Here is a 16,283-nt window from a genome sequence, read left to right on the forward strand (position 1 = left end):
GCCTTTAAAAACCGCAGCCAGTTTTTAAAGGTTCCTTAAAAGGGAAACCCTTATTGATAAAGGGCCTCCCAAAGAGAGAACATGCATAAAGCACGTCCAAGAGAACCTTTATCGAGGTCGCTTAAATGCGGCGATTAGTTAACCACGGCGAAAACTAAAGCTTTAAAAGCTTAAGGGATCACAATGCAGAACGGCGTAATGAAGGACTGGCTGGATTCAAGCTTTCTGGCAGGCGCGAACCAGACTTATATAGAACAGCTCTATGAAGATTATCTGACTGACCTTAACTCTGTCGATGCCGAGTGGAAAGCAATTTTTGAGCAACTCCCTGGTGCAGCATTAGGCACTAGCGGTGAACAATTCCACTCCCAAGCGCGCGATTACTTCCGTCGCTTAGCAAAAGACTCTACACGTTATCACACCTCTGTTAGCGATCCAGCTATCGACGCAAAACAAGTTAAAGTTTTGCAATTAATCAATGCGTTCCGCTTCCGCGGGCACCAAAATGCGAATCTTGACCCGTTAGGTCTTTGGAAACGTGAATCTGTTCCAGATTTAGACCCAGCATTCCACAACCTGACGAAAGAAGACTTCAACGAAACCTTCAACGTGGGTTCATTTGCTATTGGCAAAGAAACCATGAAGCTTAGTGAGCTATATGAGCACTTGAAACGTATTTATTGCGGTTCTATTGGTGCTGAATATATGCATATCACGAATACAGAAGAAAAACGTTGGATCCAACAGCGTCTTGAGTCTGTTGACGTTTCTAAGGTTTTCTCTGCAGAAGATAAAAAACGTTTCTTAGCTGAATTAACGGCGGCTGAAGGGCTTGAGCGTTACATCGGGGCTAAATTCCCAGGCGCCAAGCGTTTCTCATTGGAAGGTGGTGACTCACTGATCCCAATGCTGAAAGATTTAATCCACCACGCAGGCAAGCAAGATACCCGTGAAGTTGTTTTGGGTATGGCTCACCGTGGGCGTTTAAACGTTCTAGTGAATATCTTAGGTAAAAAACCTGGCGAACTGTTTGATGAATTCGCGGGCAAACATAAAGACCACTCTAGTGCGGGTGACGTTAAATATCACCAAGGTTTCTCTTCTGACTTTGAAACCGCAGGTTCTCGTGTTCACTTGGCATTAGCATTTAACCCATCTCACCTTGAGATTGTTAGCCCTGTGGTTATTGGTTCAGTACGTGCTCGTCGTGACCGTCTGGACGAAGGCCGCAGTAACATGGTTCTGCCAATTACTATTCACGGTGACTCCGCAGTCACAGGTCAAGGTGTTGTACAAGAAACACTGAACATGTCTCAAGCTCGTGGTTACGAAGTTGGCGGTACAATGCGTATCGTGATTAATAACCAAATTGGTTTTACCACTTCTAACCCGAAAGACACCCGTTCTACAGAATACTGTACTGATATCGTGAAGATGGTACAGGCACCAATTTTCCACGTGAATGCCGATGACCCTGAAGCGGTTTCTTTTGTGACACGTTTGGCACTGGATTTCCGTAACACGTTCAAACGCGACGTGATGATTGATTTAGTATGTTATCGCCGTCATGGTCATAACGAAGCGGATGAGCCAAGTGCAACTCAGCCAGTGATGTATCAAAAAATCAAGCAGCACCCAACACCACGTAAAATTTATGCAGACCGTTTAATTGCAGAAAATGTGTTAAGTGCCAATGATGTCACTGAAATGGTCAATCTGTATCGCGATGCGCTAGATGCAGGTAACTGTGTGGTTGAAGAGTACCGTGAAATGGGGCTGAACTCATACACATGGGCTCCATATTTAAACCATGAATGGGATGCATCATATAAATCAACCGTTGATATTAAACGCTTAACTGAACTGGCAACTAAAGTCAGTACGATTCCAGAAGGCGTGGTTGCACAATCTCGTGTTGAGAAAATCTATGCTGACCGTGCCGAAATGGCGAAAGGTGAAAAACTTCTCGACTGGGGTGCAGCTGAAACTTTAGCGTACGCAACATTGGTTGACGAAGGTATTCCTGTTCGTTTATCGGGTGAAGATGCGGGCCGTGGTACATTCTTCCATCGTCATGCAGTGGTCCACAATCAAACGAATGGTTCGGTTTATGTTCCACTGCAAAATATTCATAACGGCCAAGGTGTGTTTAATGTTTGGGACTCTGTTCTGACCGAAAATGCCGTATTAGCATTCGAATATGGTTATGCAACCACAGAACCTCGTGCATTGACTATCTGGGAAGCGCAATTTGGTGACTTCGCTAACTGTGCTCAAGTGGTTATCGACCAATTCATTAGCTCTGGTGAGCAAAAATGGGGTCGTATGTGCGGTCTGGTCATGTTACTGCCTCATGGTTATGAAGGTCAGGGTCCAGAGCACTCATCTGCACGTTTAGAGCGCTACTTGCAACTGTGTGCTGACCAAAACATGCAAGTGTGTGTGCCGTCAACACCTGCTCAGGTTTACCACATGTTACGTCGCCAAGCCCTACGTGGCATGCGCCGTCCTCTGATTGTGATGTCACCAAAATCTCTGCTACGTCACCCATTAGCGGTCTCTAGCATGGAAGAATTGGCAAATGGTACATTTGAGCCAGTTATCGGTGAAATCGATGAAATCAATCCGAAAAGTGTGAAACGCGTCGTTATGTGTTCAGGGAAAGTCTATTACGATCTGTTAGAACAACGTCGTAAAAATGAACAAACTGACGTTGCTATCGTGCGTATCGAACAGCTATATCCGTTCCCACACGAAGATATCCAAAAAGCGTTGGCGCAATTTACTGATGTAAAAGACTTTGTATGGTGTCAAGAAGAGCCATTAAACCAAGGTGCTTGGTATTGCAGTCAACATAACTTCCGTGAAGCTATCCCAGCAGGGGCAACTTTACGTTATGCAGGTCGAGCTGCTTCTTCATCTCCAGCAGTTGGCTATACGTCCGTACACCAGGAACAACAAAAAGCCCTGGTTAATGACGCTTTGAACATTGAATAATTAAAGGATAGAAAATGAGTAGCGTAGAAATTCTTGTTCCCGATCTTCCTGAGTCCGTTGCAGATGCTACGGTTGCCACATGGCATAAAAAACCAGGTGACAGTGTTCAGCGTGATGAAGTACTGGTTGAGATCGAAACAGATAAAGTCGTATTAGAAGTTCCTGCAAGCGAAGCGGGTGTATTAGAAGCTATCGTTGAAGATGAAGGTGCAACGGTATTATCTAAGCAATTACTGGGGCGCATTCGTTTAGGCGATAGCACTGGTATCCCAGCTGAAGTGAAAGAAGCACAAGAATCAACACCTGCACAACGTCAAACAGCAAGTCTAGAAACAGAAAGCAACGATGCGCTGACTCCAGCTATTCGTCGTCTAATTGCAGAGCACGATTTAAACCCTGCGGATATCAAAGGGACTGGCGTTGGTGGACGCTTAACTCGCGAGGATGTTGAAAAACATTTAGCGGCAAATAAATCTGCGGCACCTGCGGCGAAAGCACCAGAAGCGCCACAAGCGCCTTTAGCGCATCGTAGCGAAAAACGTGTTCCAATGACGCGTTTACGTAAACGTATCGCAGAGCGTCTGTTAGAAGCGAAAAACACTACTGCAATGTTGACGACGTTTAACGAAGTCAATATGCAACCAATCAAAGACTTACGTAAACAATATGGCGAAGTATTCGAAAAACGTCATGGTGTTCGTTTAGGCTTTATGTCTTTCTATGTGAAAGCTGCTGTTGAAGCACTGAAACGCTACCCAGAAGTGAATGCTTCTATCGATGGCGATGATGTGGTTTACCATAACTATTTCGATATTAGTATTGCAGTTTCAACACCACGTGGTCTGGTAACACCTGTTCTACGTGATGTCGATGCAATGAGCATGGCTGATATCGAGAAGAAAATTAAAGAACTGGCTGTCAAAGGTCGTGATGGTAAATTAACTGTTGAAGACTTAAGTGGCGGTAACTTCACTATCACTAACGGTGGCGTATTCGGTTCTCTGATGTCTACACCTATCATTAACCCACCACAGAGCGCGATTTTAGGCATGCATGCGATTAAAGACCGCCCTATGGCTGTAAATGGTAAGGTAGAGATTCTTCCTATGATGTATTTAGCACTGTCTTACGACCACCGTTTAATCGATGGTAGTGAGTCAGTTGGCTTCTTAGTCGCTATCAAAGATATGCTGGAAGATCCAACTCGTTTACTGCTGGACGTATAGCAACATAACAGGGCAGGGTACAACTTGTCCGGTCTGAAGTAACCGATGCAGCCCGTTCGCGGGTTGCTAAATCAGTAACAATTGCAGGAGGCGAATAAACGCCTCTTCAGACTCAATTATGGATAGAACATCATGAATTTACACGAGTACCAGGCAAAACAGTTGTTTGCACGTTATGGGATGCCTGCACCGACAGGTTATGCCTGTTCATCAGTCGCTGAAACCGTCGATGCTGCTAAAAAAATTGGTGACGGCCCATGGGTAATTAAATGCCAAGTTCACGCAGGTGGACGTGGTAAAGCTGGCGGCGTAAAAGTCACTAGTGATATCAATGAAGTGAAAGCATTTGCAGAACACTGGTTAGGTAAAAACTTAGTTACCTATCAAACTGATGCAAACGGCCAGCCTGTTAACCAAATTCTGGTTGAAACGGCAACTGATATTGCTAAAGAACTCTATTTAGGTGCGGTTGTAGACCGTAGCACTCGTCGCGTTGTATTCATGGCATCTACCGAAGGTGGCGTGGAAATCGAGAAAGTAGCAGAAGAGACTCCAGAGTTAATTCATAAAGCGATTATCGACCCACTGACTGGCCCAATGCCTTTCCAAGGCCGTGAATTAGCATTCAAATTAGGCTTAACCGGTAAACAAGTTAGCCAATTCGCGAAAATTTTCATGGGTCTGGCAACGTTATTCCTAGAACGCGATTTAGCATTAGCTGAAATCAATCCACTGGTTATTAGTACTGCGGGTGATTTAGTTTGTTTAGATGGTAAATTAGGTATCGATAGCAACGCGTTATATCGCCAACCAGAAATTCGTGAACTGCGTGATGAATCACAAGAAGATGCACGTGAAGCACAAGCCGCTCAGTGGGAACTGAACTACGTTGCGTTAGATGGCAATATCGGCTGTATGGTTAACGGTGCGGGCCTTGCAATGGGTACCATGGATATCGTTAAGCTGCACGGTGGTGCACCAGCTAACTTCTTAGATGTTGGCGGCGGCGCGACAAAAGAGCGTGTAACTGAAGCATTTAAAATCATTCTTTCTGATGAAAACGTGAAAGCAGTTTTTGTTAACATCTTTGGTGGTATCGTTCGCTGCGACCTGATTGCAGACGGCATCATTGGTGCAGTTGAAGAAGTTGGCGTAAATGTACCAGTAGTTGTGCGTTTAGAAGGTAACAATGCAGAGTTAGGTGCTAAAAAACTGGCAGACAGCGGCTTGAATATTATAGCTGCGAACAGCCTGACAGATGCAGCTAAGAAAGCAGTAGCAGCAGCGGAGGCTAAATAATGTCTATTTTAATCGATAAAAACACCAAAGTAATTTGCCAAGGTTTCACAGGTGGCCAAGGTACATTCCACTCAGAACAAGCGATTGCTTATGGCACGCAAATGGTGGGTGGTGTGACTCCAGGTAAAGGTGGCACTGTACACTTAGGTTTACCTGTATTTAACACCGTTCGTGAAGCTGTAGAAGCTACGGGTGCAACCGCTTCTGTTATCTATGTTCCAGCACCATTTTGTAAAGATTCTATCTTAGAAGCTATCGATGCTGGCATTAAACTGATTATCACCATCACTGAAGGTATCCCAACGTTGGATATGCTGACAGTGAAAGTGAAATTAGACGAAGCAGGCGTTCGTATGATTGGCCCTAACTGCCCTGGTGTTATCACTCCGGGTGAATGTAAGATTGGTATCCAACCTGGTCATATCCATATGCCGGGTAAAGTGGGTATCGTTTCACGTTCAGGTACGTTGACTTATGAAGCGGTTAAACAAACCACTGATGCAGGTTTAGGCCAATCAACGTGTGTTGGTATCGGTGGTGACCCAATCCCCGGTTCAAACTTTATTGATATCCTAAAATTATTCCAAGCGGATCCACAAACTGAAGCTATCGTCATGATCGGTGAAATCGGTGGTAACGCAGAGGAAGAAGCAGCGGCTTATATTAAAGAGCACGTCACTAAACCTGTTGTCGGTTACATCGCAGGTGTAACTGCACCAAAAGGCAAACGTATGGGCCACGCAGGTGCAATCATCGCAGGCGGTAAAGGAACTGCTGATGAGAAATTTGCTGCATTAGAAGCGGCTGGTGTGAAAACCGTTCGTAGTCTTGCAGACATCGGCGATGCAGTAAAATCACTGTTGAACAAATAAGTGATTCGCTAGGTAACTAGCAAGAGTAAGAGACGAAAGCCCGTGCTCATGTGAGCGCGGGTTTTTTTATGCCTTGTGAAAATGTTTCAAACAATTTTTGTATGGTTATGCGGTTTTCTGAAAAGTATGTCTATACTTAAAATTGCGAACTATAGGCTTATATGAAAGAAAATTGATAATGAAATGGCAATTGGCTGAACAAAAGAGGGGGGGGGGAGCATTTTATGCAAAAAATAGCGAAATTGCGGCATATCAATTTTATAATATTGACGGTAATTCAATTAAGCCAATATAACCGTTTAGTAGAGAAATATGCCTATATTAATAAAATTCATAATAAGTTTAAAATAAGATACTATTACAAATTAAATATTCTTTTTTCGAGGATTTAATTCACAGATTATATTTTTTGTTAATCTTTGGAAAAATTAAGAACATTTATGTCATTATCAATAACAGCATTTTAACAAGTGAATAACTATTAATTGACTGGCAGGTATAGCAATTAACAACAGGAAAAAAATTGACGTAAATCAATTCATTGCCTCTGGCTTTATTTGTTTAAATTGCTTAAATTGGTGCTCGATCAAATACTCGGTTTTCTATTAAAGGGTATAATTATTGATGTAAATTCAGAATTCAAATCTGAGTCACGTAAAAGAAGTTTATTGTGTGTGAAGATAGGCGTACTATTATTATAGTAACGTTCGTTCTTTTAATTTTGTTAATTATTTGTTGTTTTGAGGCATTTTTTGCTGGTAGTTAAGAGGCTTTCTAAGTATTAAAAACTGGAAGCTGGGTTGCCGCAAGTCGGTGTCTTCCTGCTAGGAGCAAGGAGTCAAGATGTTTGATATTGTCGAACTGTCACGATTACAGTTTGCCTTAACTGCGATGTATCACTTCCTGTTCGTACCATTAACGCTAGGTATGGCGTTTTTGCTTGCGATCATGGAAACGGTATATGTACTGTCAGGCAAGCAAATTTATAAAGATATGACTAAGTTCTGGGGTAAGTTATTCGGTATTAACTTTGCTCTGGGTGTTGCAACGGGTTTGACCATGGAGTTCCAATTCGGTACTAACTGGTCTTACTACGCTCACTACGTTGGAGATATCTTCGGTGCACCTCTTGCAATCGAAGGTTTGATGGCGTTCTTCTTAGAATCTACCTTTGTTGGTTTATTCTTCTTTGGTTGGGATCGTTTAAGCAAAAAACAACACCTTGCTGTAACATGGTTAGTTGCTTTAGGTTCTAACTTCTCTGCTCTGTGGATTTTGGTTGCGAACGGCTGGATGCAAAACCCAATCGCTGCTGATTTCAACTTTGAAACTATGCGTATGGAAATGGTTAGCTTCTCTGAGCTAGTCTTGAACCCAGTTGCACAAGTTAAGTTCGTCCACACAGTTGCTGCGGGTTATTGTACCGGTGCAATGTTTATCTTAGGTATTAGCTCTTACTACCTGCTTAAAGGTCGTGATGTTGCTTTTGCTAAGCGTTCTTTTGCAATTGCAGCAAGTTTTGGTATTGCAGCGGTTCTATCTGTTATCGTTCTTGGTGATGAATCAGGTTACGAAATGGGTGACGTGCAAAAAACGAAACTTGCAGCGGTTGAAGCTGAGTGGGAAACTCATGCTCCTCCTGCCGCGTTTAACTTAATCGCTTGGCCAGATACCGAGAAACAAGAAAATAAATTTGCGATCTCGATTCCTTGGGCGATGGGTATTATTGCAACCCGCTCGGTTGACACTCCTGTTTTAGGCCTGAAAGACCTAATGAAACAACATGAAGTTCGCATTCGTAACGGTATGATTGCGTACGGTCAGTTACAAGAACTTCTTGCTGGTAACAAAGATCCTGAATTGCGTGCAGCATTTGAAGCAAGCAAAAAAGATCTTGGGTATGGTCTTCTGTTAAAACAATATGCACCAAATGTTGTTGATGCAACTGAAGCTCAAATCCAAAAAGCAGTGAAAGATAGTATTCCTAACGTTGGGCCTCTGTTCTGGGCATTCCGTATCATGGTTGGTGTTGGCTTCCTGTTACTGTTAATTATTGGCTGGGCATTCCTGTCAGTAGTTCGTAACCGTATTGGTCAAAATAAACTGTTGCTGCGTATTGCACTACTCGGCATTCCACTACCATGGATTGCAATTGAGTCAGGTTGGTTCGTTGCAGAGTATGGTCGCCAGCCATGGGCAATTGGTGAAGTGTTACCTGTTTCGGTTGCACACTCCAACTTGACGACTCATGACCTGATCTTCTCTATGGTATTGATCTGTGGTCTGTACACACTGTTCTTAATTGCTGAAATGTTCTTAATGTTCAAATTCGCTCGTAAAGGGCCAAGTAGCCTGAAAACCGGTCGTTATCACTTTGAACAGAAAAACACTTCTGCACACGACGTTCAGTAAATAGGAGTCCACTTATGTTTGATTATGAAGTTCTTCGATTTGTGTGGTGGATCCTTATCGGTGTATTACTGATTGGGTTTGCTGTCACAGATGGCTTTGACATGGGCGTTGGCTTCTTATTACCTATTTTAGGTAAAACAGATACTGAACGCCGTATCATGATTAATGCTGTTGCACCGCACTGGGATGGTAACCAAGTTTGGTTAATCACTGCGGGTGGTGCAATGTTTGCTGCATGGCCACAAGTTTATGCTGCGGCATTCTCTGGTTTCTATGTCGCTATGATTTTGGTATTAGCTGCATTGTTCTTCCGTCCGGTTGGTTTCGACTACCGTTCAAAACTGGAGAACCCAAAATGGCGTAACATGTGGGACTGGGGTCTGTTTATCGGTGGTTTCGTTCCGCCATTAGTAATCGGTGTTGCGTTTGGTAACCTGTTATTGGGTGTTCCACTGCAAATCGATAACCAGCAGTACCTGACGTATACTGGTAACCTGTTTGGTCTACTGAACCCATATGGTCTGTTAGCGGGTGTTGTCAGCTTAATGATGATTGTGACGCAAGGTGCAACTTATTTGCAAATGCGTACCACTGGTGAACTGTACTTACGTGTTCGTAAAGCAACTTATATCTGTGCATTAGTCACTTTAGTTGCTTTCGCAGGCGCAGGTGTTTGGTTAGTGATGGGTATTGATGGTTATGTTGTTACTTCAACTATCGATACATTGAGCGTATCTAACCCACTAAACAAAACTGTTGCCGTTGAATCTGGTGCTTGGTTAACTAACTTCAATACTTACCCAATCCTGTGGGCGTTGCCTGCTCTGGGTGTAGCACTGCCGTTAGTGACAATGCTGTTTAGTAAAGCAGACAAAAATGGTTTGGCGTTTGTGAGTTCTTCATTAACCATCGCTTGTATCATTTTAACCTGTGGTGTAGCAATGTTCCCGTTCATCATGCCTTCAAGCATCATGCCAAACGCTAGTTTGACCATGTGGGATGCAACATCTAGCTTGTTCACACTGCAAGTAATGACTGTGGTTGCTATTATCTTTGTACCAATTGTACTGGCATACACCGCATGGTGTTACTACAAAATGTTCGGTCGTTTGGACAAAAACTTCATCGAAGGCAACAAGCATTCACTGTATTAAGGAGCATAACTATGTGGTATTTCGCCTGGATCCTCGGCACGCTGTTAGCTTGTAGTTTTGCAGTGATCGCAGCATTAGCGTTAGAGCACTCTGAAGACTCTAAAGCCGCTAAAGATGGTGAGTAATAAAAATGCTGGTGGATAAAACCTATCAGCTATTGGATAAGGGGCCGATAAGGGCCCTTATCCTTATTTTAGCTTTAGTTACTGCAGGTGCAGTCATGTGGGATCCAACCCTATTTGCTGCAAAAACTAGTTCATTTCAAATATGGCAAGGGCTGCTGTTAATATGGGCAACGTGTACCGCGATGATTTTTGGTGTGGGTTTTAAACCTAAAAAAGTTATCTTTCGTGCAATTTTTCATCCATTGCCTGCTGCCATCATTCTTATTTGGGGACTTTTTCAGGTCTTTAGATAATTCTAATTGCTAATTATGGGTCAATGGACCCATAATTATTTTTGATATCTTTACTTTCAAAGTGATTCCAAACTGGCACTGTCTTGCGTATAGTGGCACCGTTAATTAATTTAACCTAAGACGGAGTGATTGTTATGTTATTTCGCTGGCCTGTTCGCGTGTATTATGAAGATACAGATGCGGGCGGTGTTGTTTATCATGCACGCTATTTAGCCTTTTTTGAGCGAGCAAGAACCGAAATGTTGCGAAATAAAGGTATCAATCAACAAAGTATGCTTGCTGAGAACCTTGGTTTCGTTGTGCGAAGCATGACAATTGATTTTGTCAAAGGGGCGAAGCTGGATGACCTGCTGGAAGTTGAAACACAAATTATTGAAATGAAACGTGCTTCATTAACTTTTCAGCAAAGGTTAGTTGATTCGCAAGGTAACCTGCTTTGTGGGGCAAATGCCCTTATTGCTTGTGTGGACACATCAAAAATGAAGCCAATTGCGCTTCCTAAGTCTATTGTCGCGGAGTTTAAACAGTGACTGACATGAATATCCTGGATTTATTCCTTAAAGCGAGCCTTTTGGTTCAGCTCATTATGTTCGTTTTGATCGGTTTTTCTATCGCATCATGGGCGATCATTATTCAAAGAACGAAAATTTTAAATGCGGCAACTCGTGAGGCTGAAGCATTTGAAGATAAGTTCTGGTCAGGTATTGAGCTATCGCGCTTATATAAAGAAAGCCAAGCTCGCCGTGATGAATTGAGTGGTGCCGAACAAATTTTCCATTCTGGTTTTAAAGAGTTCGTTCGTTTACACCAAGCGAATATTCATGCGCCAGATGCAGTAGTGACGGGAGCTTCCCGTGCAATGCGCATTTCAATGAATCGTGAACTCGAATCAGTTGAAGCACATATCCCATTTTTAGGAACTGTTGGTTCAATTAGCCCATATATTGGTTTATTTGGTACTGTTTGGGGGATTATGCATGCGTTTATTGCCTTGGGAGCAGTAAAACAAGCAACATTACAAATGGTAGCACCGGGTATTGCTGAAGCGCTGATTGCAACCGCAATTGGTTTGTTTGCAGCGATCCCTGCAGTTATGGCATTTAACCGTTTGAACTTACGTGTCAGCAAATTAGAGCAAAACTACGATAACTTTATGGAAGAGTTTTTAGCCATCTTGCATCGTCAAGCCTTCTCTGCTGATAAGAAATAAGACGGGGAGATAAGCGAATGGCGCGCACAAGTCGCAGACGTGAGCTGAAATCCGAAATCAACATTGTTCCATTACTGGACGTATTGTTGGTACTGTTGCTGATATTTATGGCAACAGCACCGATTATTTCTCAAAGTGTGGAAGTTGAATTGCCGGATGCAACAGATACACAAACCGTATCATCAAGTGATAACCCACCGATTATTTTAGAAGTGTCGGGGGTAGGCCAATATAACATGCGCCTTGATGGTGAGGTTTTAGAATTGCTGCCACCAGAGCAAATTGCTGCAGAGGCAAAATCTCAACTAGAGAAAAATCCAAAAGCAGTTTTCTTGATTGGTGGTGCAAAAGAAGTCCCTTATGAAGAAGTGATTAAGGCGCTGAATATATTACACAGCGCAGGGATAAAATCGGTTGGCTTGATGACTCAGCCTATATAGGCTGGGTTATTGTCGTTTGAATAAGTCACAATTCTTTTTTTGGATACCAGAGTGGGAAAGACAAAAGAGAAAAAAGATAACTTAAATCGCTCGTTAGTGATGTCAATCGTATTGCACGTCCTATTGATTGGTTTGATTGTTATAGGCTCTTTAGTTTCCGTCGTCAAACTTGGTGGTGGCGGGGAAGAGGGAACTGTCATCGATGCGGTGATGGTTGACCCTGGCGTGGTTGTTGAGCAGTATGAAGAAATGCAAAGACAGCAAAATAACGTCAGACAAGCGGCAAAAGAGCGCAAAGAGCAAGAACAAAAGCAAGAGGCTGAGCTTAGAGAACAGCAAGAAAAGGAACAAAAGCGTCTTCAGCAGCTTGAAGAAGAGCGTATTAAAACTGAACGCGATACAGCTGAGCAACAAAAGCAAGCTGAGGAACAACAGAAAAAAGCATTAGACGCTGCTAAAAAAGCGAAGGAAGAGCAAAAAATAGCGGAAGAAGCTGCTGCAAAAGCGAAAGCTGAAAAAGAAAAGCTAATTAAAGAGCAAGCGGCTGAGAAGGCGAAGGCCGAGGCACAAGCGCAGAAAGAAGCGGAAGCGGCGAAAGCCAAAGCGGAAAAAGAAGCTAAAGAAAAAGCAGAAAAAGAAGCCAAGGAAAAAGCCGATAAAGAAGCTAAGGTAAAAGCCGAAAAAGAAGCGAAAGCTAAAGCGGATAAAGAAGCTAAAGAGAAAGCCGATAAAGAAGCGAAAGCAAAAGCGGCGAAAGCCAAAGCTGAAGCGGCTAAAAATGCGGCTTCCGTGGATGATTTGCTTGGTGATTTAACGGCATCAGGCCCAAGCAAACAAGGTGGTGAAGCCGCAGCTGGAAAAGGTGGTGGTAAAAAATCGGGCGCTTCCAATGCGGATGTGGACAGCTATGCTGGTAAAGTCAAAGCGGCTATCCAAAGTAAATTTTATGATTCAGATACTTTCCGTGGGCGTACTTGTGAACTTCAATTAAAGCTGGCGCCTGATGGGTTATTGGTGAGTATTACACCAAAAAATAGCCCAGCTAATGACGCGGCACTCTGTGATGCAGCAATCCGAGCAGCAAAACTTGCAACGATGCCTAAACCACCGAGCAGAGAAGTCTATGATACGTTTAATAAAGCGGGTAGCACAGTTGTGTTTAAGCCTTGATTTTCAATAACTCAGAGCAGTCTGTATTGATATTATTAAGGCAATAGCATAAATAGTTTGTGTGGTATCTAGTTTTGTTATTATACCTTTGTTAAAATTCAGCGAATTATTGCGGTAGTAAGTAATCCGCAGTAAGGGAGATAAGAATGAAGCAGGCTTTTAAAGTAGTTTTAGGGTTCCTAATGCTATGGGCGACAGTGGCTCAGGCTGAAATACGTATTGAGATCACTGAAGGGGTTAATTCAGCTCAACCTATTGGTGTTGTGCCGTTTAAATGGTCAGGTGCTGGTGCACCACCACAAGAGGTCGGCCAAATAGTCGGCGCTGATTTACGCAATAGCGGGAAATTTAATCCTATCGAGCCAAGCCGCATGCCTCAACAACCTGGTACAGCTTCTGAAGTGATTCCTGAAGCGTGGACAGCGTTAGGTATTAACGCCGTGGTTGTGGGTCAGGTGCAGCCTGCTGCTGATGGTAGTTTTGTTGTTAGCTATCAGTTAGTTGATGTCGCGGCTAACCCAGGTGCTGTTTTATCTCAAAACCAATATAAAGTAACCAAAGAATGGTTACGTTATGCAGCGCATACTGCAAGTGACGAAGTCTTTGAAAAATTGACGGGTATTCGTGGCGCATTCCGTACGCGTATTGCTTATATTGTTGTTAACAAAGGCGGTCAGTATCCATATGAATTACGAGTTTCTGATTATGACGGTTTTAACCAATTTACGGTTCACCGTTCACCAGAACCTCTGATGTCGCCAGCTTGGTCACCAGATGGTGAAAAACTGGCATACGTGACTTTTGAAAGCGGTAGTTCAGCACTTGTCATTCAAACGTTATCAACAGGAGCAGTTCGTCAGGTCGCATCTTTCCCACGTCATAATGGGGCACCTGCATTCTCTCCAGATGGCACAAAATTGGCATTTGCACTGTCTAAAACTGGCAGCCTGAATTTATATGTTATGGACTTAGCGAGTGGGCAAATTCGCCAGGTGACCGATGGTCGTAGTAACAATACGGAACCAAGCTGGATGCCTGATAGCCAAACTTTAGTCTATACTTCAGATCAGGCGGGACGTCCGCAGATTTATAAAATGAATATTAATGGTGGCAGCCCTGAACGTGTGTCTTGGGAAGGAACACAAAATCAGGACGCTGATGTTAGCCCGGATGGTACTTTCTTAGTGATGGTCAGCTCCGGCGGCGGTCAGCAACATGTCGCCAAACAAGATCTGGCAACGAACAACGTTGAGTTTTTAACGAAAACGTTCCTAGATGAAACGCCGAGTATCGCACCTAACGGCACTATGGTAATTTATAGCTCCTCTCAAGGCTTGGGGACTATATTGCAGCTAGTTTCGACCGACGGGCGTTTCAAAGCGCGTCTTCCGGCTACCGATGGACAGGTTAAATTCCCTGCCTGGTCGCCGTATCTGTGATGCATAATAATAATGTGTGGCAAAAAATATTAAGGATCAAAACGATGCAACTGAATAAAGTGCTTAAAGGGCTGATGATCGCGTTACCAATCATGGCAGTCGCAGCTTGTAGCTCTAACAAAAACAATGACCAAGATGGCGTAGATACTTCTACTAACCAAACTAACACTGGTCTGTCTGCGGAAGAGCTGGCACGTCAGCAAATGGAACAGCTGCAACAAAACAACACTGTTTACTTTGGCTTTGACAAATACAACGTATCTCCAGAATACGCTGAAATGTTAGATGCACACGCAGCATTCCTGCGTAGCAACCCATCTGTACGTGTTGTTGTTGAAGGTCATGCGGATGAGCGTGGTACTCCAGAATACAACATCGCGCTGGGCGAGCGTCGTGCTAATGCAGTTAAAATGTACCTGCAAAGCAAAGGTGTTTCTGGTGACCAAGTTTCACTGGTTTCTTACGGTAAAGAAAAACCAGCTGTGTTAGGTCACACTGAAGCAGACTACGCGAAAAACCGTCGTGCAGTCATTGCATACTAATAGATAAGCGAAATTATCTATTATGAACAGTAACTTCAGACACTTACTAGTCGGTCTGTCGTTATTGGTTGGCGTAGCGGCCCCTTGGGCCGCTATTGCCCAAGCGCCAATCAACAATGTCGGATCTGGTTCAACAACAGACCGCCTTACTCAACTTGAGACAGCAGTTAGCTCTCAAGGTCAAATCATGTATCAAATCCAACAACAACTCGCTGACAACCAACGCGACATCGACATGTTACGTGGTCAGATTCAAGAAAGTGAATACAAATTGAATCAAGTTATTGAGCGCCAGAAAGATTTATACATGCAATTAGACAATGCAGGCGGTGGAAACTCAGCAACTTCAGGTGATACAACAACACCTGACACTAGTGCATCAAACACATCATCTTCCTCAACGGCACCTACGGCAGCTGCTAATACAGGTGGAAATGAGAAAGATGATTACAATGCTGCAGTTAAATTAGCGATGGAAAGCAAATCCAAAGCTCAAATTGATCAGGCAATAGGGGCATTACAAGGCTTTGTTAAAGCCTACCCTAAGTCTGGGTATCAATCTAACGCCAATTATTGGTTGGGGCAGTTAAACTACAATAAAGGTAGCAAAGACGATGCTGCTTTTTATTTCGCGACTGTAGTTAAGCAATATCCTAAATCCCAAAAAAGCAGCGAAGCCTTATATAAAGTTGGGCTGATCATGCAAGATAAGGGACAAAAAGATAAAGCAAAAGCTGTTTACCAACAGGTGCTGAAACAATATCCAAACAGTGCTGGTTCAAAATTAGCCGAAAAAAAGCTGAGTACACTTTAATTTATAACCCCGAAGCCATATTACCGAATATTTCGGGGTTATCAGTATGATAAGTGTGCATTTAATCTTTTTTTGCAAAAAAATCATTGCACCCTCGTCAGAAATCAGTAATATAAGCCGCCGTTGATACGAGAATACGGTTAGCCAAAAATCTCGAAAGACAAAAAGAAATTTAGTTTTAGATGGGTCGTTAGCTCAGTTGGTAGAGCAGTTGACTTTTAATCAATTGGTCGCAGGTTCGAATCCTGCACGACCCACCATCTAAAACCGATAGTAGCAAAAAGAAGTAA

Annotated in this window: 15 protein-coding genes and 1 tRNA gene; all 16 read left to right on the forward strand. The window is 43.2% G+C overall.

Annotated elements, in window-relative coordinates; all coding sequences use genetic code 11:
- Positions 1–183: 183 nt before the first annotated feature.
- Positions 184–2,997: a 2-oxoglutarate dehydrogenase E1 component gene (gene sucA, locus PSE60_RS19145; protein WP_272666457.1), complete on the forward strand. Its 2,814-nt coding sequence runs from the start codon at positions 184–186 to the stop codon at positions 2,995–2,997.
- 14 nt (positions 2,998–3,011) lie between these two features.
- Positions 3,012–4,223 (forward strand): 2-oxoglutarate dehydrogenase complex dihydrolipoyllysine-residue succinyltransferase, encoded by a 1,212-nt coding sequence (gene odhB, locus PSE60_RS19150; protein WP_004909074.1) that lies wholly within the window; start codon positions 3,012–3,014, stop codon positions 4,221–4,223.
- Between the two features lie 132 nt (positions 4,224–4,355).
- Positions 4,356–5,522: an ADP-forming succinate--CoA ligase subunit beta gene (sucC, locus tag PSE60_RS19155; RefSeq protein ID WP_004909077.1), complete on the forward strand. Its 1,167-nt coding sequence runs from the start codon at positions 4,356–4,358 to the stop codon at positions 5,520–5,522.
- Positions 5,522–6,394 (forward strand): succinate--CoA ligase subunit alpha, encoded by an 873-nt coding sequence (sucD, locus tag PSE60_RS19160; RefSeq protein WP_004256808.1) that lies wholly within the window; start codon positions 5,522–5,524, stop codon positions 6,392–6,394. Before sucC ends, sucD begins: the two co-directional genes overlap by 1 nt.
- An 843-nt stretch (positions 6,395–7,237) precedes the next feature.
- A complete protein-coding gene (gene cydA, locus PSE60_RS19165; RefSeq protein ID WP_004256799.1) occupies positions 7,238–8,806 on the forward strand; it encodes a cytochrome ubiquinol oxidase subunit I in 1,569 nt (522 codons plus the stop codon).
- A gap of 14 nt (positions 8,807–8,820) precedes the next feature.
- Entirely contained in the window at positions 8,821–9,960 is a 1,140-nt protein-coding gene (gene cydB / locus PSE60_RS19170; RefSeq protein ID WP_123382153.1) for a cytochrome d ubiquinol oxidase subunit II, read from the forward strand.
- Positions 9,961–9,971: 11 nt separating this feature from the next.
- Positions 9,972–10,085, forward strand: a complete 114-nt coding sequence (gene cydX / locus PSE60_RS19175; protein ID WP_004909083.1) for a cytochrome bd-I oxidase subunit CydX — start codon at positions 9,972–9,974, stop codon at positions 10,083–10,085.
- 5 nt (positions 10,086–10,090) lie between these two features.
- The gene (gene ybgE / locus PSE60_RS19180; protein ID WP_004256791.1) at positions 10,091–10,378 is read left to right on the forward strand and encodes a cyd operon protein YbgE; all 288 of its coding nucleotides are present in this window, start codon (positions 10,091–10,093) and stop codon (positions 10,376–10,378) included.
- Between the two features lie 134 nt (positions 10,379–10,512).
- Positions 10,513–10,908: a tol-pal system-associated acyl-CoA thioesterase gene (gene ybgC / locus PSE60_RS19185; protein ID WP_004256789.1), complete on the forward strand. Its 396-nt coding sequence runs from the start codon at positions 10,513–10,515 to the stop codon at positions 10,906–10,908.
- A complete protein-coding gene (gene tolQ, locus PSE60_RS19190; RefSeq protein WP_004256787.1) occupies positions 10,905–11,588 on the forward strand; it encodes a Tol-Pal system protein TolQ in 684 nt (227 codons plus the stop codon). The genes ybgC and tolQ overlap by 4 nt, the downstream gene beginning before the upstream one ends.
- A gap of 17 nt (positions 11,589–11,605) precedes the next feature.
- Positions 11,606–12,028, forward strand: a complete 423-nt coding sequence (gene tolR / locus PSE60_RS19195; protein ID WP_102138335.1) for a colicin uptake protein TolR — start codon at positions 11,606–11,608, stop codon at positions 12,026–12,028.
- Positions 12,029–12,079: 51 nt separating this feature from the next.
- The gene (tolA, locus tag PSE60_RS19200; protein WP_198641779.1) at positions 12,080–13,198 is read left to right on the forward strand and encodes a cell envelope integrity protein TolA; all 1,119 of its coding nucleotides are present in this window, start codon (positions 12,080–12,082) and stop codon (positions 13,196–13,198) included.
- Positions 13,199–13,344: 146 nt separating this feature from the next.
- Positions 13,345–14,637: a Tol-Pal system beta propeller repeat protein TolB gene (gene tolB / locus PSE60_RS19205; protein ID WP_004256782.1), complete on the forward strand. Its 1,293-nt coding sequence runs from the start codon at positions 13,345–13,347 to the stop codon at positions 14,635–14,637.
- A gap of 44 nt (positions 14,638–14,681) precedes the next feature.
- Positions 14,682–15,179 (forward strand): peptidoglycan-associated lipoprotein Pal, encoded by a 498-nt coding sequence (gene pal / locus PSE60_RS19210; RefSeq protein ID WP_004909091.1) that lies wholly within the window; start codon positions 14,682–14,684, stop codon positions 15,177–15,179.
- A 22-nt stretch (positions 15,180–15,201) separates the two neighbouring features.
- Entirely contained in the window at positions 15,202–15,993 is a 792-nt protein-coding gene (gene cpoB, locus PSE60_RS19215; RefSeq protein WP_210837823.1) for a cell division protein CpoB, read from the forward strand.
- A 184-nt stretch (positions 15,994–16,177) separates the two neighbouring features.
- Positions 16,178–16,253 (forward strand) — tRNA-Lys (locus PSE60_RS19220).
- Positions 16,254–16,283 lie beyond the last annotated feature (30 nt).

Source organism: Providencia sp. PROV174 (assembly GCF_028480685.1).
Lineage (GTDB): Bacteria > Pseudomonadota > Gammaproteobacteria > Enterobacterales > Enterobacteriaceae > Providencia > Providencia rettgeri.

Coding starts and splice junctions, on each gene's coding strand:
- cydX (WP_004909083.1), top strand. CDS start 9,972: ATGTGGTATTTCGCCTGGATCCTCGGCACGCTGTTAGCTTGTAGTTTT.
- cydB (WP_123382153.1), top strand. CDS start 8,821: ATGTTTGATTATGAAGTTCTTCGATTTGTGTGGTGGATCCTTATCGGT.
- tolB (WP_004256782.1), top strand. CDS start 13,345: ATGAAGCAGGCTTTTAAAGTAGTTTTAGGGTTCCTAATGCTATGGGCG.
- odhB (WP_004909074.1), top strand. CDS start 3,012: ATGAGTAGCGTAGAAATTCTTGTTCCCGATCTTCCTGAGTCCGTTGCA.
- tolR (WP_102138335.1), top strand. CDS start 11,606: ATGGCGCGCACAAGTCGCAGACGTGAGCTGAAATCCGAAATCAACATT.
- cydA (WP_004256799.1), top strand. CDS start 7,238: ATGTTTGATATTGTCGAACTGTCACGATTACAGTTTGCCTTAACTGCG.
- pal (WP_004909091.1), top strand. CDS start 14,682: ATGCAACTGAATAAAGTGCTTAAAGGGCTGATGATCGCGTTACCAATC.
- ybgC (WP_004256789.1), top strand. CDS start 10,513: ATGTTATTTCGCTGGCCTGTTCGCGTGTATTATGAAGATACAGATGCG.
- sucD (WP_004256808.1), top strand. CDS start 5,522: ATGTCTATTTTAATCGATAAAAACACCAAAGTAATTTGCCAAGGTTTC.
- ybgE (WP_004256791.1), top strand. CDS start 10,091: ATGCTGGTGGATAAAACCTATCAGCTATTGGATAAGGGGCCGATAAGG.
- sucC (WP_004909077.1), top strand. CDS start 4,356: ATGAATTTACACGAGTACCAGGCAAAACAGTTGTTTGCACGTTATGGG.
- cpoB (WP_210837823.1), top strand. CDS start 15,202: ATGAACAGTAACTTCAGACACTTACTAGTCGGTCTGTCGTTATTGGTT.
- sucA (WP_272666457.1), top strand. CDS start 184: ATGCAGAACGGCGTAATGAAGGACTGGCTGGATTCAAGCTTTCTGGCA.